This is a genomic window from Rhodococcus sp. WWJCD1 (assembly GCF_002258735.1).
GTDB lineage: Bacteria > Actinomycetota > Actinomycetes > Mycobacteriales > Mycobacteriaceae > Rhodococcoides.
This window is the reverse complement of record NZ_NOXY01000031.1, coordinates 367,644-387,451: the sequence shown is the minus strand read 5'-3', so window position 1 is coordinate 387,451 and position 19,808 is coordinate 367,644. Positions and strand designations below refer to the sequence as shown.

17 protein-coding genes are annotated in these 19,808 nt (G+C 65.4%); 12 read left to right on the top strand and 5 right to left on the bottom strand.

Annotated features, from left to right (window positions below; all coding sequences use genetic code 11):
* Positions 1-34 precede the first annotated feature (34 nt).
* Entirely contained in the window at positions 35-829 is a 795-nt protein-coding gene (locus tag CH286_RS24875; protein ID WP_032376913.1) for a ParA family protein, read from the top strand.
* A 22-nt stretch (positions 830-851) separates the two neighbouring features.
* Here CH286_RS24875 and CH286_RS24870 read toward each other — a convergent pair whose 3' ends face one another.
* Together CH286_RS24870 and CH286_RS24865 are read right to left on the bottom strand one after the other, a co-directional pair.
* Positions 852-2,105 (bottom strand): Rv3212 family protein, encoded by a 1,254-nt coding sequence (locus CH286_RS24870; RefSeq protein WP_094610603.1) that lies wholly within the window; start codon positions 2,103-2,105, stop codon positions 852-854.
* A gap of 9 nt (positions 2,106-2,114) precedes the next feature.
* Positions 2,115-3,776 (bottom strand): DEAD/DEAH box helicase, encoded by a 1,662-nt coding sequence (locus tag CH286_RS24865; protein WP_094610602.1) that lies wholly within the window; start codon positions 3,774-3,776, stop codon positions 2,115-2,117.
* A gap of 303 nt (positions 3,777-4,079) precedes the next feature.
* Between CH286_RS24865 and CH286_RS24860 the strand changes: the two genes are divergently transcribed.
* Both CH286_RS24860 and CH286_RS24855 read left to right on the top strand, forming a co-directional pair.
* Entirely contained in the window at positions 4,080-4,799 is a 720-nt protein-coding gene (locus CH286_RS24860) for a ferritin-like fold-containing protein (protein ID WP_032376916.1), read from the top strand.
* Positions 4,800-4,930: 131 nt separating this feature from the next.
* Entirely contained in the window at positions 4,931-5,158 is a 228-nt protein-coding gene (locus CH286_RS24855) for a DUF3107 domain-containing protein (RefSeq protein WP_170944847.1), read from the top strand.
* A gap of 75 nt (positions 5,159-5,233) precedes the next feature.
* On the opposite strand, the gene CH286_RS24850 is transcribed toward CH286_RS24855, so the two are convergent.
* Positions 5,234-5,887, bottom strand: coding sequence for a TetR/AcrR family transcriptional regulator (locus CH286_RS24850; RefSeq protein WP_032378141.1), 654 nt, complete (start codon positions 5,885-5,887; stop codon positions 5,234-5,236).
* Positions 5,888-6,186: 299 nt separating this feature from the next.
* Here CH286_RS24850 and CH286_RS24840 point away from each other — a divergent pair, with 299 nt between their 5' ends.
* The 3 genes from CH286_RS24840 to CH286_RS24830 all read left to right on the top strand — a co-directional run bounded on the left by CH286_RS24840 (position 6,187) and on the right by CH286_RS24830 (position 9,441).
* A complete protein-coding gene (locus CH286_RS24840; protein ID WP_032403086.1) occupies positions 6,187-7,266 on the top strand; it encodes a DUF3152 domain-containing protein in 1,080 nt (359 codons plus the stop codon).
* Between the two features lie 93 nt (positions 7,267-7,359).
* Entirely contained in the window at positions 7,360-8,526 is a 1,167-nt protein-coding gene (gene moeZ, locus CH286_RS24835) for an adenylyltransferase/sulfurtransferase MoeZ (protein WP_094610599.1), read from the top strand.
* A 60-nt stretch (positions 8,527-8,586) separates the two neighbouring features.
* Entirely contained in the window at positions 8,587-9,441 is an 855-nt protein-coding gene (locus tag CH286_RS24830) for a TIGR02569 family protein (RefSeq protein WP_032403554.1), read from the top strand.
* Here the strand turns inward: CH286_RS24830 and CH286_RS24825 are convergent.
* Entirely contained in the window at positions 9,431-10,120 is a 690-nt protein-coding gene (locus CH286_RS24825) for a FadR/GntR family transcriptional regulator (RefSeq protein ID WP_032376920.1), read from the bottom strand. The genes CH286_RS24830 and CH286_RS24825 overlap by 11 nt on opposite strands.
* Positions 10,121-10,201: 81 nt before the next feature.
* Here CH286_RS24825 and CH286_RS24820 point away from each other — a divergent pair, with 81 nt between their 5' ends.
* The 6 genes from CH286_RS24820 to CH286_RS24795 all read left to right on the top strand — a co-directional run bounded on the left by CH286_RS24820 (position 10,202) and on the right by CH286_RS24795 (position 18,062).
* A complete protein-coding gene (locus CH286_RS24820) occupies positions 10,202-11,443 on the top strand; it encodes an MFS transporter (protein ID WP_052077656.1) in 1,242 nt (413 codons plus the stop codon).
* Positions 11,444-11,657: 214 nt separating this feature from the next.
* Entirely contained in the window at positions 11,658-13,067 is a 1,410-nt protein-coding gene (locus CH286_RS24815) for a nitrate/nitrite transporter (RefSeq protein ID WP_032403556.1), read from the top strand.
* A 61-nt stretch (positions 13,068-13,128) separates the two neighbouring features.
* Positions 13,129-15,624, top strand: coding sequence for a nitrite reductase large subunit NirB (gene nirB / locus CH286_RS24810; RefSeq protein ID WP_094610598.1), 2,496 nt, complete (start codon positions 13,129-13,131; stop codon positions 15,622-15,624).
* 121 nt (positions 15,625-15,745) lie between these two features.
* Positions 15,746-16,123, top strand: a complete 378-nt coding sequence (gene nirD, locus CH286_RS24805; protein ID WP_032376922.1) for a nitrite reductase small subunit NirD — start codon at positions 15,746-15,748, stop codon at positions 16,121-16,123.
* Positions 16,120-17,331 carry a uroporphyrinogen-III synthase gene (locus CH286_RS24800; RefSeq protein ID WP_032403089.1) on the top strand — a complete coding sequence of 404 codons (1,212 nt, stop codon included), beginning with the start codon at positions 16,120-16,122 and terminating at the stop codon, positions 17,329-17,331. The genes nirD and CH286_RS24800 overlap by 4 nt, the downstream gene beginning before the upstream one ends.
* Positions 17,331-18,062 (top strand): sirohydrochlorin chelatase, encoded by a 732-nt coding sequence (locus CH286_RS24795; RefSeq protein WP_094610597.1) that lies wholly within the window; start codon positions 17,331-17,333, stop codon positions 18,060-18,062. The genes CH286_RS24800 and CH286_RS24795 overlap by 1 nt, the downstream gene beginning before the upstream one ends.
* Here the strand turns inward: CH286_RS24795 and CH286_RS24790 are convergent.
* Positions 18,019-19,800 (bottom strand): NTP transferase domain-containing protein, encoded by a 1,782-nt coding sequence (locus tag CH286_RS24790; RefSeq protein WP_255182760.1) that lies wholly within the window; start codon positions 19,798-19,800, stop codon positions 18,019-18,021. The two genes, CH286_RS24795 and CH286_RS24790, sit on opposite strands and share 44 nt — an antisense overlap.
* Between the last annotated feature and the right edge of the window lie 8 nt (positions 19,801-19,808).

The window sequence follows — 19,808 nt, the reverse complement described above, 5'->3', positions numbered from 1 at the left end:
GCTCATCCGCAGAATGTAGGCAAGGATCAAAGCCGTGACGACAATTCTTGCGGTAGCGAATCAGAAGGGCGGCGTGGCCAAGACCACCACGGTGGCCTCGCTCGCAGCAGCGCTGCACGCGCTCGACCGACGCGTCCTGGTGGTCGACCTCGACCCGCAGGGTTGCCTGACGTTCTCTCTGGGGCACAACCCCGACAAGCTCGATTCCTCCGTACACGAGGTGTTGACCGGGGACGCCAAGGTGGAGGACGTGCTGATCGAAACGGCGGAAGGAATCGTCCTGTTGCCGGCCACGATCGATCTCGCCGGTGCCGAAGCCCTACTGCTGATGCGGGCGGGTCGCGAATTCGCACTCAAGCGCGCGCTCGCTCCCATACTCGACGACTTCGATGTCGTCGTCATCGATTGCCCGCCGTCTTTGGGGGTACTGACCCTCAACGGGCTCACCGCTGCGCAGTCGGTGTTGGTACCTCTGCAGTGCGAAACCCTCGCCCATCGGGGAGTGGGGCAGCTGTTGCGAACGGTGTCCGAGGTGCAGCAGATCACCAACCCCGACCTGACGCTGCTCGGTGCGCTCCCCACCTTGTTCGATGCTCGAACCACCCACAGCAGGGACGTGCTCGGCGATGTCTCCGACCGATATTCGCTCCCGGTCCTCGCGCCGCCGATCCCGCGGACCGTTCGCTTCGCCGAGGCCAGCGCATCGGGCGCGACGGTACTGTCGGGGCGAAAGAACAAGGGCGCGCAGGCGTATCGAGAACTTGCCGAGAACCTGCTGGCGCACTGGAACGACGGAGCCGAGCTGAAGACTTACGATCCGGCTGTGTAGCACCGGGCGAACGACGGCCTGATCAGCCCAGAGCGACCACGTCGTCACCGCGCTGCTCGACGATCACATCGCCGATGACCGACGTCTGAACCGGACCGATGTAGTCGCCTCGGTCCACGGGTATCTCGTCGATCGACGCGCCGGTGGTGAGATCGACCACCGCGATACCGTCGGGCACGGGGACGAGAAGCCGGCCTGCCATGACGGCTCCGCTTCCGAGGGCTCCGGGGATGGACCACACGGGGGACAGGCCGGTGGAATCGAGCGCCTGCACCCCGGTACCGGTGAACCAGGTGAACACCGAGCCTGCCTTCGTCGCAGGCGAATTCGGTGAGTCCTGCTCGGGGGACAGGGTGGAAGCGAGGTCGAATTCGGATATCCGCGAAGCCGTGTTGTCGTAGAGTCCGATCCGATCGGGCGCGCCGTTCTCGGCTGGAAGGTACAGCGCGACAACGCTTCCGGTGACGGCAATGACGCGTCCGGCAGTAGGGGAGTCGGGCCCGGGAACGAGTTCGGGCACCACCGTCGACCCGTACTCCTCGGGTTCACTCGCGTCCTTGGGAGCAGGGTTGATCAGAGACAAGCGCGCAGCAGCCTCGCCCGGGCACTGCTCCAGCACGGCTGTCCGCGAGTTCGTCGACGCCGAGGACAGCAGGGTGCACCCGGTTCTCGGCTGACTACCAGGATTGACCGGAGCATCCACGCGACCGTACTCGAGGGTGCGCACCATGTCCGATCGCCACAGCTCCATGCGGGTGTCGCCCCTCGACGTCACATAAGTGCCGTCGGACGACAGGCGAACCGCATCGTCGGCGTCGGACGTGCGTTGTGCCTTGCGCTGCCCGGTGGATCCGTCGAGTTCGGTCACCTGGGAGCAACCGCGATCGTCGCGGTAGACCGCGACTGCCGTGTTCCAAGCTGCGACCACCGAGCACAGCGGGAGATCGCGTGTGTACGACCAGGACTGCTCTCCCGACCGCGGATCACGGCCGAGGACGGAGCCGCCATCGGCAGTGACCACCGTGGATCCGGCGACGACGGGAGCCGGGGTACGCGCGGGATCCGTTGCTGCGCTCGGCGCACGCCACAATTCGGTGAGAGCTGTGGGCACCGACGCTGCCGGCTCGGGCTGAGGCAGCGGCTCCGCGGCGGAAATCGACGTGGTACCGCGGGCATCGCCGGTCAACCAGGCGATGCTCGCGGCCACGACCACCACAACTGCGATGACGGCGGCGACGACGAGGTCGGTTCTCGTCCGACGTTCTGGAGCCAACACGAAGGGAGACTACTCCGTAGCGCTCGCAGTCGACGGTCCGGCATCGGCAGAGGATCCACTGGAGCGACGGCGCCTGCGGCGGCGCGGGGCAGTCTTCGTGGCCGCGTCGGCGGACGCCGTATCGGTCGTATCCGACTGTTCGCCAACCGAAGTCGCGGCAGATGGGGAATCGTTCGACGCCGCGGCCGAGCCTGCGGTGTCGCCGCCCTGCCCTGCACGAGTGCGACGGCGACTGCGCGAGCGGCGGGGCTTGGTCGCTGCCGACGATGCGTCCGCGGCTGGCGCTGCCGCGTCGGTCTCGTTGTCTTCCTCCGCCTTCTCCGGGGCGCGCGAGGGCGCCTTGCGCACAGTGCCGGTGGCGTCCGTGGCGATACCGAGGTCGGTGAACAGGTGCGGTGAGCTCGAATAGGTCTCGACCGGATCCGGCATACCGAGATCGAGCGCCTTGTCGATCAGCTGCCAGCGGGGGATGTCGTCCCAGTCGACCAGGGTGACTGCGATGCCGGTGCGTCCGGCGCGGCCGGTGCGACCGATGCGGTGCACATAGGTCTTCTCGTCCTCGGGGCACTGGTAGTTGATGACGTGGGTGACGTCGTCGATGTCGATACCGCGTGCTGCGACATCGGTGGCCACCAGAACGTCGATCTTCCCGGTGCGGAACGCCTTGAGAGCCTTCTCGCGTTGGACCTGACCGAGGTCACCGTGCACGGCACCGACCGAGTAGCCACGCTCGGCCAGCTCGTCGGCGACCTTCTGAGCGGTGCGCTTGGTGCGAGTGAACACCATCGTCGCGCCGCGGCCCTCGGCCTTGAGGACCTTGGCCACCATCTCGACCTTGTCGAGTGCGTGCGCCCGGTACACGTGCTGGGCGGTGCGGTCGTGGACGGCGGAGGACTCCGCTTCTTCGGCCCGAATGTGCGTCGGTTGCGTCAGGAAGGTGCGCGCCAGCGTGATGATCGGGCCGGGCATCGTGGCTGAGAACAGCATCGTTTGACGCTTGTCGGGCACCATGCCGAGGATGCGTTCGATGTCGGGAAGGAACCCGAGGTCGAGCATCTCGTCGGCTTCGTCGAGAACGAGTACGCCGACCTTGCCCAGAATCAGGTGGTTCTGCTTGGCGAGGTCGAGCAGACGGCCGGGAGTTCCGACGACGACGTCGACCCCGTTCTGCAGCGCGCTGATCTGAGCCTCGTACGGGCGGCCACCGTAGATGGAGAGCACCTTGACGGGTCCGTTGGCACCGCTGAGGTACTTGGAGGCGTTCTCGAGATCGGAGCTGACCTGGACGCACAGTTCACGGGTCGGCACGATGATCAGGGCACGCGGAGTGCCGTCGAGCGGGGTGGTGCCGGAGTTGTCCGTGGCGAGCCGGTGCAGAAGTGGAACACCGAAGCCGAACGTCTTGCCCATGCCGGTACGTGCCTGACCGATGAGGTCGTCGCCCGCGATGGCGAGCGGCAGCGTCAGCTCCTGGATGGCGAAGGTGCGCTCGATTCCCATCTCGGAGAGAGCGCGAACGATGGCCGCGTCGACGTTCAGTTCCGCGAACGTGGGAGGTACGTGGGTGTCGTCGAGTTGCGCCGACAACGTCGTGTCGCCGGTCTCGGATTCTTGGTCGATGACTATCTTGCTCAGGGGACTGGCCTTCCTCGTGTTCGAACGCGCGCACAAGGAAGGGCACAGGCCTATTGCCGGCCGAAGTCGATGCCCTCAATCCGATGTGATGTCGCCGTCAGCCTCAGCGCGGCCACGGACTGCGATGTCCGCTGCGGCGAAGCTGTCGAGGCGACCCGGATCAGGTGCGCGCACATTATCGATGACCATCACATGTTCTTCGGTCCGTTCCATCGGTCCGCGAGCGACGATCGAGCACCATGGTAGCTTGCCGAGCCGAATTCACCATTGTCGGCCGGTCACGGCAGGTACGACGCGCGCTGCGGCGGGGCGTCGCGCACGGGACTACGATTGCCACCCATGGGAGCCCACTCGCCGGAGTCGTCGTCGTCCATAGATGCATCCACCACGCTCGTCGAGCCGGCCGAGCCGGCCATCGCGCACGATCACCCGGGAGTTCCGGACCTGTTCGCGGTACTCGCCTACGGTGAGATCTCGGCCTTCTATCGGCTGGCCGAAGATGCGCGAATGGCGCCGTCGATGGAGGGGCGCGTGGCCCTGGCCAGCATGGCGGCGGCGGAGATGAGCCACTTCGAGACGCTGGAGCGAGCGTTGTCCGTTCGGGGTCTCGACGTCTATGCCTCGATGGCTCCGTTTGTGCGTGCTCTGGACGAATACCACGCATCGACCACTCCGTCGACGTGGTTGGAGTCCCTGGTCAAGGCCTACGTGGGCGACGGGATCGCAGCGGACTTCTACCGGCAGATCGCGCACAGCCTCGATCCCGACGTCGCGGAGATCGTGCGAGACGTGCTGGCCGAGACCGGGCATTCGGAGTTCGTGGTCCACGAAGTATCCGAGCGGGTTCGGGCGAGCTCGCAGGACAAGGCGCGGCTGATGCTGTGGGGTCGCCGTCTGCTCGGCGAAGCCATCACCCAGGCGCAGTTCGTGCTCGCGCAGCGAGAGTCGCTGACCGATCTCGTCATCACCGCCTCGGGCGACCTCAACGGAGTGGTCGCACTGTTCGATCGGATGCAGGAACAGCACTCGGAGCGGATGTCCTCGCTCGGCCTGGACTGACCCGTCCGACGCCGGTGTTCGCCGACAACACACGGCGGTGTTCGCTGACAGCACAGGGCGTCGGACGTCTGGGCCGACCCCGCTGCACTAGCCTGGCGTTAGCAGAGTTGTCGAGAGTTCGGAGGTTGACCGTGGAGGTCAAGATCGGTGTTTCGGAGAGTTCCCGTGAGCTCGTCGTGAACAGCACGCAGTCCCCGGCCGAGGTCGAAGCGCTCGTGTCGACCGCCTTCGCCGGTAAGGATGGAGTGCTGTCGTTGGAGGACGAGAAGGGACGCAAGTTCTTGATCCAGGCCGCCAAGGTGTCGTACGTCGAGATCGGTCCGTCCGATGCTCGGAAGGTCGGATTCGCGACCTCCTGACACGGCCGGGAAACGCACCACACGCCCCTCACTCGACGTCGAGTGAGGGGCGTGTGGCGTTGACGGGAGAGGTTCCTACGGGGCTTGCAGCGGAACGTGCGACAGACCGCCCCAGGCCAGCGACACGGTGGTGTCCACCGCGTCTTCCTTGGATATGGGCCGGTCGGCTTCCAGCCAGTATCGGGCGGTGAACTGGCTCGCTCCGACCAGACCGACGGCGAGTACGCGGGCTCGATACGGGTCGAGTCCCGAGTCGTGCGCGACCAGATCGAAAACGGCGTCGACGCACGCTTCGGTCGCCTGCTCCACGCGCGAGTTGACCTGAGGATCGCCCATCAGATCGGACTCGAAAACCAGGCGGAAGCCCTGAGTATCGGTGTCGACGAAATCGTAGAACGCCAGTACCGCAGCGCGTACGCGCTGTCGGTTGTCGGTGGTCGAGCGAAGAGCCTGGCGAACGCCCGCGATCAACGTATCGACGTAGCTCTGCAGCACCGCCAGATACAGCTCGAGCTTCCCGGGGAAGTGCTGGTAGAGGACCGGTTTGCTGACGCCTGCGCATTCGGCGATCTCGTCCATTCCGGACGCGTGATAGCCGCGGGTCACGAATATTTCGCTCGCAGCGGCGAGCAGCTGCGCCCGACGGGCATCGCGCGGCAGCCGTGCGCTGCGTCGATTGCCGGTGGTGGCCGGCCGGTCCGAGGACCTCCGGTCGTCGAGATCTGTCATCAATTCCGTTCCCATCCGCGTCGACAACTGCGCTCGTCTTGGTTCGACAGCGAGCGATCCGCCGTGAACTTCCGGCGGGTAGCCATCGGTTCGGATCACTCGTAGCGCAGATCACGGGCAACGATACTCGTGGCGTCCGGCACGGTCGGGATCCTGGGGGACCAGGAACGAATTGCTCGAAGCCGGATCACGTCGAACGGTTTGTTTGTAGGATGTTTCCGTACCGAGAACCCGATAGTTCCGGTCTCGTTGTCGGCGTGCCGAGCAGCGGGCGGTGAGGATTGTGAGATCGTGATCGAGTGACTGACCGAGGCGGGCCGCGTATCCGCGGTGGTGTGCAGTCGGGCGGCGTCGACGACGAGTACGACGATCGGTCGGACGAGTTTCCACGCACGGTGGGTAGTCGCGGTTCTCATCAACCATTGCGCGCGCAGTGGGATCCGACGCAGCGCGAGGTCAAGCAACGCAATCGTCGACCCGACCGCGATGTCCGCAAGCAGAGCAAGATCGGAAAGTTCGCCTCGACCTACGGCTGGCGGGCATACGCGGTTCCAGTTCTGATCGTGGTCACTGCGCTCGTGGTATTCGATGCCGTGCGCACCGGCGACCCGGTCACCGGCACCGCGGCGCAGTCCACCAACGCCGATCCCGGTTTCGGCGCTCTGAGCTCCGATACGACCTCGGGCACCGGAATCATCGGTGTACCGCCACAGGCGGACGGCAATTTCGCGTCGTCGATCTCCTCGGGTGAACTGCCGGATGGGGGCCCCTTCGCGGTCCAGGGTGCCGGCACGTGGCACACCGTGGCCGGTTCCACCGAGCAGGTGGGACAGGGGACCGAGCGGGTGTTCACGTACACGGTCGAGGTGGAGGACGGTGTCGACACGGTCGGATTCGGCGGCGACGAGTCGTTCGGCCGTCTGGTGGACCAGACACTCGCCAATCCCAAGAGCTGGACGAACGACCCGCGTTTCGCGTTTCGGCGAATCGACCAGGGGGACCCCGACTTCAGGATCTCGCTGACGTCGCAGATGTCCATCCGGCAGGCGTGCGGCTACGACATTCAGCTCGAAGTCTCCTGCTACAACCCGGGCATCGAGCGAGTCGTCCTGAACGAGCCGAGGTGGGTCCGCGGGGCGATCTCGTTCCAAGGAGACATCGGCTCGTACCGCCAGTATCAGATCAACCACGAGGTGGGCCACGCAATCGGCTACCAGCAGCACCAGCCGTGCGAGGCCGACGGCGGCCTGGCACCGGTGATGATGCAACAGACGTTCGGCACGTCCAACGACGACATCGCACGACTGGATCCGGAGGGCGTAGTCCCCATGGACGGCAAGACATGTCGATTCAATCCGTGGCCGTACCCGCGAGCGTGACCGGCTGGGTTTCGGACCAGCTGGGGGATTAGATTCGAACGTGGCGATCGGGGTCACCGGCCGCCGTGTCGAGTCGAGGAGCGTCGCTGCATCGTGGTCCACCTACCTCCGCTGGTCGAACCCGCGGGCGAACTGACGCCCGAGGACGTAGCGCGATACAGCCGTCATCTGATCATTCCCAGCGTGGGAACGGACGGCCAGAAGCGCCTGCGCAACGCCCGTGTACTCGTCGTCGGTGCCGGGGGGTTGGGTTCACCTGCATTGCTCTATCTCGCAGCCGCAGGTGTCGGGACCTTGGGAATCGTGGAATTCGACGATGTCGAACTGTCCAATCTGCAACGGCAGATCATCCACGGTCGTTCCGATGTGGGCCGGGCGAAAGCCGACAGTGCCAGAGATTCGATTCTCGAACTCAACGACGGCGTCGAGGTGACGTTGCACAAGGTTCGACTGGATTCCTCGAACGCGCTCGAACTCTTCGCACACTACGATCTCGTTCTCGACGGCACCGACAATTTCGCAACCCGGTACCTCGTCAACGACGCAGCTGCCCTGGTCGGCATTCCGTACGTGTGGGGTTCGATCTATCGATTCGAGGGCCAGGTTTCGGTGTTCTGGGATGCGGCACCCGGGGGAGTGGGCATCAACTATCGCGACCTGTACCCCGAGGCTCCCCCGCCGGGAATGGTGCCGTCGTGTGCCGAAGGTGGCGTGCTGGGAGTGTTGTGCGCTTCGATCGGTTCGGTCATGGTGACCGAGGCCATCAAGTTGATCACCGGCATCGGCGAGACGCTGTTGGGCAGATTGATGATCTACGACGCACTGGCGATGAGCTATCGAACGGTGCGGTTGACCCGCGATCCGCATCGGACCCCGATCACCGAGTTGATCGACTACGAGGCATTCTGTGGAGTTGTTCCGGCAGTCGAATCCGTCGGCGAGGAAGTTACCCCGGTTCAGCTCCGGGCAATGATGGAGTCCGGGCGCGAGGTTGCTCTGATCGATGTGCGTGAGCCGGTCGAGTGGGACATCGTTCGCATCGACGGCGCACGCCTGATTCCCAAGGATCGGATCCTCTCCGGTGCGGCCATGGCCGAGTTGCCGCAGCACGTGCCGATCGTGCTCTACTGCAAAACCGGCATCAGGTCCGCGGAAGTGCTCAGCGCGGTCGTCGGTGCCGGTTTTGCCGACGCGTCCCATCTGCGGGGCGGAATAGTGGAGTGGGCCAAGCAAATAGACCCTGGTTTGCCCATCTACTGAAGCCGTGCGTGTGTGCGCGTCGTCCGCAGTGATGCAGCGATCGGCGGTAGCGTGGCGAGCGTGAGCTCTGTCGAACCCCCTCAGCACGTGATCTCTACGTTCGGGCTGCGCGATGTCGAGCCGGCACCCCTCGGCGCAGACTGGGACGGAGGGTGGCGTCTGGGTGACGTCGTGCTGTCTCCGGTGGCCGACCACGCCCGCGCGGCCTGGTCGGCCAAGGTACGCGAGACGTTGACGGTGGACGGAGTTCGACTCGCTCGCCCTGTGCGCTCCACCGACGGTCGGTACGTCGTGTCGGGCTGGCGCGCAGACACGTTCGTGGCCGGCGAACCCGAGCCCCGGCACGACGAGGTGGTCTCGTTGTCGTTGCGTCTGCACTCTGCGACGGCGCAACTGGAGCGTCCCCGATTCTTGGTTCAGCCGCCCGTTGCGCCGTGGGCAGATGTGGACGTGTTCGTCGCAGCCGACAGAGCGGCGTGGGAGGCCGTCCCCCTCCGATCGGCGCGCGGAGCAGGCGCACCCGAGCCGTCCTCCAGTGACGGAAAAAGCAGTCTCGAGTTGGTCAAACAGCTTGCGACACTGCGTAAACCCGTCGAGTCACCGGATCAACTGGTGCACGGCGACCTGTTCGGAACGGTGCTGTTCTCGGGCAGCGACGCACCCGGAATCAGCGACATCACGCCGTATTGGCGTCCCGCGCCGTGGGCCGCCGGAGTAGCGGTGGTGGATGCCCTGTCCTGGGGTGACGCCGACGACGGTCTGGTGGGTCGCTGGGACGATCTACCCGAGTGGCCACAGATGTTGCTGCGCGCGTTGATGTTTCGTCTCGCTGTTCACGCGCTCCATCCGCGTTCGACGTCCGAGGCCTTTCCGGGTCTCGCACGAACAGCAGACCTGGTGCGCCTCATTCTGTAGATTCCGTTGCGCGAGCGAGTGGTTCGGACAGTTCGTGGAACAGTGATCGAGCTGCATCCGACGCACGATCGGCGTCTCCGTCGATGACGGCATGGACGAGTGCGGTGTGCTCGGCGACGTAGTCGTCGTCGTGTTCGATGGCATGGTGGCGCATGGCGTCATGGATCACCGGCAGCAGTGAGTCGTAGAACTCCAGATAGATCGCGTTATGGCTGGCTGCGACGATGGCGCGGTGGAGGCGCGCGTCGATCCGGACGGCGTCCGCCAGTGGGGTCTCGTTCGACCACGCCGCGTTGCGATCCTTCAGCGCGCCCAGCATGACTCGGATGTCCTCGTCGTCGCGTCGGTCGGCGGCGAGCGCAGCTGCAGTGACCTCCAGGGTCTGGCGGAGTTCGGTGACGTCGCGGTGCCGGGCGTCCGAGAAGTACTTGCCAAGGGTGCCGCCGAGGTCGGAGCAGGTCATGACGAAGGTGCCCGAACCCTGCCTGCGCTCGACCATGCCGGCGTGCACGAGAGCTTGGACCGCTTCGCGAACAGTGTTGCGACCGGTCCCGGTGATTTCACACAATTCCGGCTCGGTGGGGATGCGGGTGCCCACCGGCCATCTCTGCGACGTGATCTCGTCACGCAACTGTGCGGTGACCTGGGTTATCAGGCTCGATCGCTGGACCTGCCGCACGTGGGCTCCTCGGACTGTGAACGTTTCGCCGTCGATAGTAATGCTTTGCACCCGATGATCCGGTCATCCTATGATTACGCGGTGAGTGCGCCTACCGTTCCCGATACCCGCCTCCGCAGTACCTCGCTCGTGCGCGGTCGAATTCTCGTCTTCTCTGCGATCGTGCTGTCTGCGCTGACACTGCGCGCCGCCGTGACCTCGATCAGCCCGCTGTTCGGCAGGATCGGCACCGACCTCCAGTTCGGCTCCACGGTGATCGGCCTCGTCGGTATGTTGCCGCCGGCGATGTTCGCCGTGTTCGGTCTGGCGACGCCGTTTCTCGCCAAGCGCACCGGACTCGAGCGAGCTGCACTGCTCGCCATGACTCTCACCACCATCGGTATGGCCACTCGGGCGTTCGCACCGAACACCGCGTCGTTGCTCGCGTTGTCCGCAATAGCCCTTGCAGGCATGGGTATCGGAAACGTCGTCATCCCGCCGTTGGTCAAGCGGTACTTCTCCGACCGCCTGGCGGTGGTGAGCACCATCTACATCTGTGCCTTGCAGGTCAGCACCATGGTCCCGCCTCTACTGGCCGTTCCCGTCGCCGACGCCCACGGTTGGCGCGTGTCCATCGGTGTCTGGGCCGTCGTCGGAGTGGCCGCCGCCGTGCCGTGGCTCGGTGTGGTGGTGGCCCGTCGCGGCCATGACGAGAGGGATGTCTCGGCCGAGGCCGGATCCTCGGCGGTGCACGCGCCGCCGAGCGGCCGAATTCATCGATCGTCGCTGGCGTGGGGAATGGTGATGATGTTCGCGATGACGTCGCTGATCACCTACGCGATGCTGACGTGGCTGCCGACGCTCCTGATCGACGCAGGCATCGGCGAAGCCTTGGCCGGTGCATCCGTTGCCGCGTTCGGTGCAATGGGATTGATCACCTCGCTGGCCGCTCCGACTCTCTGCGCGCGCGTGAAGAATCCGTACGGCATCGTGGTCGTCGCGGCCGCGTGCTACCTCGGTGGCTTCGCAGGACTGCACTGGTCTCCGGCTGCCGGAACCGTGGTGTGGGTGTGCCTCGTCGGGCTCGGCACCATGACCTTCCCGATGTCGCTGACGCTGATCAACCTCAGGACGCGCACCCCGGTCGGATCGTCCTCGCTGTCGGGGTTCACCCAGGGGCTGGGTTATGTGGTGTCCTCGACCGGTCCGATCCTGTTCGGGCAGCTGCACACGCTGTCCGGTGGATGGGGACTGCCGCTCGTGCTGCTGACCGGGTGCGTAGCGGTTCTGCTCGTCGGAGGATTCCTGTGCTGTCGACCGAGGATGCTCGAAGACACCTGGTGACGTTCGGCGAACGTCGACGCTTCAGCTCACGTCGGTGCTCGACGGCGCGTGAGACCAAGTTAATCAACGAGTCATCGCGCGCAGCGCCGCGGCAACATGGCTTTCCTATGTTCGGTTCACACACCGATCAGGAGGCCACAACGTGACCAGCCTTTCTCGCAGCGCTTCGGCAGACGCCGGCTCAGCCACCACCACGACGGTTCCGCCCGGAACAGTGCCCGTTTCCGTGAACCATCACATTGCGCACTGGAATTCCGAGGACGTCGAGGCCTGGGAGGCCGGTGGCAAGCAGATCGCCAAGCGCAATTTGATCTGGTCGGTGGTCGCCGAGCACGTCGGATTCTCGATCTGGTCGATCTGGTCGGTGATGGTGCTGTTCATGCCGTTGTCGGTCTACGGCATCGACGCGGCGGGCAAATTCTTCCTCGTCGCCGTCCCCACTCTCGTCGGCGCAATCCTTCGGATCCCGTACACCTTCGCCACGGCCAAGTTCGGTGGGCGGAACTGGACCATCTTCAGCGCCTTGGTGCTGCTGATCCCGACCGTACTGACGATGTACTTCATGCTGAATCCGGCGTCGTACACCACGTACATCATCGTGGCGGCGTTCGCCGGCGTGGGCGGTGGCAACTTCGCATCCTCCATGACGAACATCAATGCGTTCTATCCCCAGCGCGAAAAAGGTTGGGCGCTCGGCCTGAATGCAGGCGGTGGCAACATCGGCGTGCCCGTCATCCAGCTCATCGGGTTGCTCGTCATCGCCACCATCGGCAACACCGCGCCCGAGATCGTCTGCGCCGTGTATCTCGTGTTCATCGCGATCGCCGCCGTCGGTGCCGCGTTGTACATGGACAATCTCGACAACCAGAAGACCAACGGCCGCTCCATGATCGACGTGCTGAAGTTCTCCGATGCGTGGTGGATCGCCTTCCTCTACATCGGTACCTTCGGCTCGTTCATCGGCTTCAGTTTCGCGTTCGGTCAGGTGCTGCAGATCAACTTCCTCGCCGGACTCACCGACGGGGCCCCTGCAACCCCCGCGCTGCAGGCGCAGGCTTCGCTGCACGCTGCTCAGATCGCGTTCCTCGGTCCATTGCTGGGATCGCTGTCGCGGCCCTTCGGAGGCAAGCTCGCAGACAAGATCGGCGGCGGCAAGATCACCCTGTACACGTTCGTGGCCATGACCTTCTCGACAGGAATTCTGGTAGCGGCCAGCACTTGGGACGACTCGACGCCCGGAGCGGCCAGCGGCACGGTCATGGTGCTCTTCGTCATCGGATTCATTGCACTCTTCTTGCTCTCGGGTCTGGGCAACGGATCGGTCTACAAGATGATCCCCGCGATCTTCGCCGCGAAGTCGGTTCAGCTTCAGGGCATGACGGTCGACGAGCAGCAGCACTGGTCGCGCAAGATGTCCGGCGCTCTCATCGGTATCGCCGGTGCGATCGGCGCGCTGGGCGGCGTCGGAATCAATCTGGTTCTGCGAGCGTCGTACTCGGGCACTGCGAAGTCCGCGACCACTGCGTTCTGGGTGTTCCTCGGCTTCTACATCGTGTGCGCGATCGTCACCTGGGCGATCTACCTGCGCAAGACCAGCTCCGCCGACGCTTCGGTAGCCGTCTGACGCGCTCTGGTTGAACGGACGAAAAGCTCTGCACGACAACGCAAATTCGGAAGGACCCGCAATGAAGAACGCGGTAGTGGTAGGTCATGGAATGGTCGGGCACCGGTTCGTCGAAGCGTTGCGCGCGCGCGACGAGGCGGCAGAGTGGAAGGTCACGGTCCTCTGCGAGGAAGCGTTGCCGGCGTACGACCGAGTGGGCCTGTCGTCCTACGTCGGTGCCTGGGACCACAAGGAACTGGCGCTGGCGGGTAACGACTACCCCGGTGACCTTCTCGTCGAGATGCGCACCGGAGTGCGTGCCGATCGCATCGACCGTGATCACCGGACCGTCGAGACCTCCGCGGGCGACTCGGTGGAGTACGACGCGCTCGTGCTCGCCACCGGGTCCTATCCGTTCGTGCCGCCGATCCCCGGGCACGATCTACCTGGCTGCTTCGTCTACCGGACCCTCGACGACCTGGACAAGATCCGGGCCCGAGCGGACGCAGCGGGCCCCGGTGCCGTGGGGGTCGTCGTCGGCGGAGGTCTACTCGGTCTCGAAGCGGCCAATGCACTGCAGAAGATGGGCATGACCCCGCACGTCATCGAGTTCGCTCCACGATTGATGCCGCTGCAGGTCGACGAGGGCGGAGGCGCGCTGTTGGCTCGTCTCGTCACCGAACTCGGGCTGAACGTCCATGTGGGAGTCGGTACATCGTCGATCTCCGAGAACGACAGCGCCGGCCTGACGGTCGAGCTGAGCGACGGCAGCACGATCGACGCCGCTCTGTTGGTGTTCTCCGCCGGTGTGCGTCCCCAGGATCGGCTGGCCCGCGAGAGTGGCCTCGAGGTCGGCGAGCGCGGCGGCATCATGGTCGACATCGGTTGCACTACATCCGATCCCGCCGTATTCGCGATCGGCGAGTGTGCCGCGGTCGAGGGCCGATGCTACGGCCTCGTTGCCCCCGGGTACTCGACGGCAGAGGTGGTGGCCGACCGATTGCTCGGCGGCGCAGCGCAATTCCCTGGTGCCGACATGTCCACCAAACTCAAGCTCATGGGCGTCGATGTCGCGAGCTTCGGCGACGCGATGGCGGCCACTCCGGGTGCTCTCGAGGTGGTATTCAGCGATGCGCCCAAGGGAACGTACGCCAAGCTCGTCGTGACCGACGACGCGAAGACCCTCCTCGGCGGCATCCTCGTCGGCGACGCCTCCGCGTATTCGCTGCTGCGTCCGCTCGTCGGACGAGAATTGCCCGGCGACCCCGGAGCCCTGATCTCACCGGCAGCCGAACAGGTCGGTATCGGTGCGCTGCCCGACGACGCCGAGATCTGCTCCTGCAACGGCGTGAGCAAGGGTGCCATCTGCTCGGCCATCGCCGACGGAGCGTGCGATCTGGCGGCCGTGAAGAGTTGCACCACCGCGGGCACCACCTGCGGCGGATGTCTGCCGTCCATCAAGTCGTTGCTGGCCGCATCCGGGGTGGTGCTCTCGAAGTCCTTGTGCGAGCACTTCTCTCAATCCAGGGCCGAGCTGTTCGAGATCGTTCGGGCAACGAACACACGCACCTTCTCGTCGCTGATCGCCAAGTACGGCAGCGGAACCGGCTGCGACATCTGCAAGCCCGTCGTCGCGTCGATCCTCGCATCGACGTCTTCGGATCACATTCTGGACGGCGAGCAGGCCTCGCTGCAGGACACCAACGATCACTTCCTGGCCAATATCCAGAAGAACGGCACGTACTCGGTGGTGCCGCGGATGCCCGGCGGCGAATGCACCCCCGAGCAGCTGATCGTCATCGGCGAGGTCGCTCGCGATTTCGGGCTCTACACCAAGGTGACGGGCGGACAGCGCATCGATATGTTCGGTGCCCGCGTCGAGCAGTTGCCTGCTATCTGGAAGCGCCTCGTCGACGCAGGCATGGAATCGGGCCAGGCATACGGGAAGTCGCTGCGCACGGTCAAGAGCTGCGTCGGTTCCAGTTGGTGCCGGTACGGTGTCCAGGATTCGGTGGGGATGGCCGTCGACCTGGAGAACCGCTATCGAGGGCTGAGGTCCCCGCACAAGATCAAGTTCGGGGTATCGGGCTGTGCGCGTGAGTGCGCCGAGGCCCGCGGCAAGGACGTCGGAATCATCGCGACCGAGGGTGGCTGGAACCTCTACGTCGGCGGAAACGGCGGGCAGTCACCCAAGCACGCTCAGCTGCTCGCCTCCAACCTCGACGATGCCACGTTGGTCAGTTTCATCGACCGCTACTTGATGTTCTACGTCCGCACCGCGGATCGACTGCAGCGGACCGCGCCGTGGCTCGAGTCGCTCGACGGAGGACTCGAGCATCTCAAGGCCGTCGTGTGCGACGACAGCCTCGGCATCGGCGCGGAACTCGAAGCCGACATGGAGCGCCACGTCGCCGGCTACAAGGACGAGTGGGCCGGCGTGCTCGAGGACGACGAGAAGCTCGGTCGATTCGTCTCGTTCGTCAACGCACCGGCCGAGGCCGATCCCACCATTGCGTTCGACGACTCCGGAGCACGCAAGATTCCCGTGCTGATGGGAATGCCGCGCGTCGGTGCCTAGGACCGACCCCGGCCTGACATACGCCAGGTCACGAAACTGAGTGCATGTGCACAGGTGAGTAATCGCGACTTAACGGCCCAGAAACACTGACAACGTGGAATAGCTGACCAGGAGGTACGCCATGACTGTCATCGACTCACGTACAGCGGTACCGAACGACATTGCTCGTAGTTGGACCCCGGCCTGCACGCTGGACACGCTGATTCCGGGGCGCGGGGTAGCGGTGCTCCTGCGCGGAGGCACGCAGGCGGCGTTGTTTCTGCTCGACGACGGACGACTGTTCGCGGTGGGCAACATCGATCCGTACGGACGCGCAGCGGTGATGTCGCGCGGCCTCGTGGGTGACCGCGGTGGCGAGCCCACGGTCGCATCACCGTTGCTCAAGCAGGTCTTCTCCTTGGTCGACGGGCGCTGCCTCGACGATGCGGAGGTCGGTCTCGGATCCTTCGAGGTCTCCTGCGTCGAGGGTGTCGTGCTCGTCCGCGGCGGCTCTACGTGAGCGAAATCGCGGGGGCAGGAACGCCTCTGGCCGGGTTCACCGTCGGGATCACGGCGTCGCGTCGGGCCGAGGAATTCGCAACTCTGCTCGAGCGGCGGGGAGCAACCGTGATGCATGCCCCCGCGATCCGCATCATCCCGCTCGCGGACGATGCCGAGCTGGAACGCGTGACCGCGGCGATCATCGCGCATCCACCCGAAATTACCGTCGCCACAACAGGCATCGGATTCCGAGGCTGGGTCGAGGCCGCAGACGGATGGGGGCGGGCAGAAGAACTCGGGTCTGCGCTCGGGGCGTCCCGGTTGCTGGCCCGCGGTCCCAAGGCAACGGGTGCGATCAGGGCCGCCGATCTCCGCGAGGACTGGTCGCCCGCCTCCGAATCCTCCGCGGAGGTACTCGAGCATCTACTCGCCGAAGGGGTCGAGGGCAAACGTATCGCCGTGCAACTGCACGGCGCGACGACCGAATGGGAGCCGATCCCGGACTTCTGCGAGGTACTGCGCTGTGCCGGAGCCGAAGTGGTTCCGGTGCCGGTGTATCGCTGGACGGCCCCCGACGACCAGGGTCCGATGGACCGCATGATCGAAGCCGTCGTCGTCGGCGATCTCGACGCACTCAGCTTCACCTCCGCGCCTGCGGTGGCCTCGATGCTGATGCGCGCCGACGAGAACGGGGTGCTCGAACCCCTGTTGCAATCGATGCGTACGCGGGTGCTTCCGGTGTGCGTCGGGCCGGTGACGGCAGCACCCCTCGAACAACTGAACGTGGCCACCACGCAGCCGGCGAGAGCGCGTTTGGGCGCTTTGGCGCGGCATATCGCCGAGGAATTGCCGAGGCGGACCGGTCGTCTTCATGCAGGCGGACACGTGGTGAGTGTGCGCGGCCGGTGCGTCGTGGTCGACGGTGAAGTGCGACCGGTGTCGCCGGCCGGAATGGCGTTGATGAAGACACTCGCTCGCAATCCTGGACGCGTCGTCTCCCGGGAAGACTTGCTTGCGTCCTTGCCCGGTGGTGGAGGTGACACCCACGCGGTGGAAACAGCGATGACCAGACTCCGGTCCTCTCTCGGCGCGCCGAAGGCGATCCAGACCGTGGTCAAGCGTGGGTATCGGATCGCACTCGATCACGTCGAAACCGAATCGGACTGCGATTCCGAGGAGCCTGCCGTGCACGCGCGTGTGGCCGTCGTCGAAGGAGGGAAGTACTGATGACTGCGACTCCGGTGTTGGTGGCACACGGCACCCGAAACCCCCGTGGTGTCGAGATGATCGCCGCACTTGCCGATGCCGTGTCGACGCAGATCGGTGCCACTCGCGTGGCATTCGTCGACGTACTCGGACCGTCCCCGGCCGAAGTGCTGCGCGACACCCCCGGGTCGGCGGTCGTGGTTCCGGCATTCCTGGCGTCGGGCTATCACGTCCACTCCGACGTACCGCGAGAAATTGCCGAAAGCGCTCATAGCTCGGTCGCGGTCACCCGTGCTCTGGGACCGGACCCCGTACTCGCGGAGGTCATGCTCGATCGGCTACGCGACACCGGTTGGCGCACAGGCGATTCGATCGTGCTCGCCGCCGCAGGGTCGTCCGACCCCCGAGCGCTGGCAGAACACGTTCGAGCAGCAGCGATGCTGGCCGACGTCGCGGGGGTCCCGGTACGCATCGGGTACGTCGCCACCGCTGTCCCCACCGTGTCCGAGGCGGTGTCGGCTCTCCGAGAGGAGGGACATACTCGAATCTTCGTTGCATCGTATCTGTTGGCGCGCGGGCTCTTTCACAATCGATTGGCCGACGCAGGTGCAGACGGCGTCGGTGAGCCGCTGGGGGTCCATCCAGCAATCGTGGATCTGGTGGTGGCCCGCTACTTCGAGGGCGTCCGATCGCTGGAGAGCGGATCGCTCAGTACGGCAACGGAAGGATGGTCACCGGTTCGTCGGCGCTGATCTCGGCCGGAACCAGTGCGAGCGCATCCCGGCCGACCAGGTGAGCCAGATGTGCAGTGCGTACCTCGGTATCTGCCCGCCAACGCGTGCCGTCGACGTTGACGGGGACGAGGCGAGGGACTGCAGATCGAACGTCCGCGGCATTGGACAACAGACCCATTCGTGGTGGACGCACCGTTCTGCCGGTCAATGCGTCGACGATCGCCGGAGCCGTCAGCAGTGCCGTTCCGACGGCCGCCAGGGGGTTGCCGGGTAATCCGAGTACCACTGTGCCGTCGGGCAGCGCCGCAGTGATCTGGGAACCACCGGGTCGGACACGCATCCGGCCGACGATGGGCTTCGCGTCGAGTGTCGCCAGGGTCGAGCGCAGTTGATCGGCGGCACCGCCTCCGGTGGCTCCGACCACGACGACGACGTCCAGGTCCTGCGTGCGAGTCAGGACGTCTCGAAATTCCGTCGCCGAGTCGTCGAGCAGTGTCACATCGACGACCGCGATGCCGCAGTGCGACAGGTACTCCGGCAACACCGATCCGAGAACGTCTCGGGTCTCGCCGGGGGCCAGCGGTCCACTCGATCGAATCTCGTTGCCGCTGATCACTATTCGACCACGAACTGGACCGCGCACCGTCACGTCGAACACTTCCGCGCTGGCGGCGAGAGACCGTACCGCCGCATCGATCGGAGTTCCCGCGGCGACCAGCTCGGTGCCCGGCAGCCAGTCCTCGCCGCGCCGACGTGTGTCGTCGGACTCGGCTGCGGTCGACGGTCGACGCACCGACCCGTCCGGATCGTGTGTCACGTGCTCGTCGCGCACCACCGACGTCGCTCCGGGCGGAAGCGCAGCACCGGTCGCGATGCGCACCGCTGTTCCGGCGGTGAGTCCGGCGATGTCGACACTTCCTGCGTACGCGATGTCGGGCCGCAGCGTCCACGGCCCGGAGCCGCAGACGGCGTAACCGTCCATCGCGGAGATGTCGACTGCCGGCAACGCGGTCTGGGACACGAGGGGTTCCGCGAGGACGGTTCCGGCACTGTCCTGCAGCGGAATACGACGGACAGGTAGGGGAGTGAGGCTGCTTCGAATGCGCTCCAATGCGTCGGCGACCTCGAGCGTCTGCGACGGCTGCGCGGCGAGGCGAGCGGCCAGAAGGTCGGCAGGGGTGTCGCAGTCCTCGATATCGGGAAGTGCGATGACCTGATGATCGATCGGAACGATCCGGCGCATCGGTGCACCTTCTACCGAATCCAGCTGTGCCACAGCGGAACGCAGCGCGGCGTGCTGCCACACTCCCAGCAGGAACTGTGTGCGCCCCGCGCTGTCGCGAGCGAATACTGCATGTGCTGCGGAGTGTGCGATGGAATCGATCAGGGATCCTATCGCGGCGGAATCGAGAAGTGGAATGTCCGCCGCGACGACGGCCACCAGATCTGCAGTGTGTTCCGAGTCTGCACTGTCATCGAGGGATCGGAGTCCCGCGGCGAGGGCCGAAACGGGCCCACCGCCGGCAGGCGACTCACGGGTCTGGACAACGTGGTCCGCCACCCCGGCGCGTGGTGGACCCACCAGAACCGTTCTGCGGCAGTTCGATACGGCGTCCACCGCGATGTCGACCATTCGACGGCCGCCGACGGTCAAGGCCGGCTTGTCGACCTCCTGCGGCGACGTCGAATGCTCGGGATCGGCCATCCTCGATCCGCGACCGCCGGCGAGGACGATCGCATCGCAGACCGGCGTCACGGTGCGAG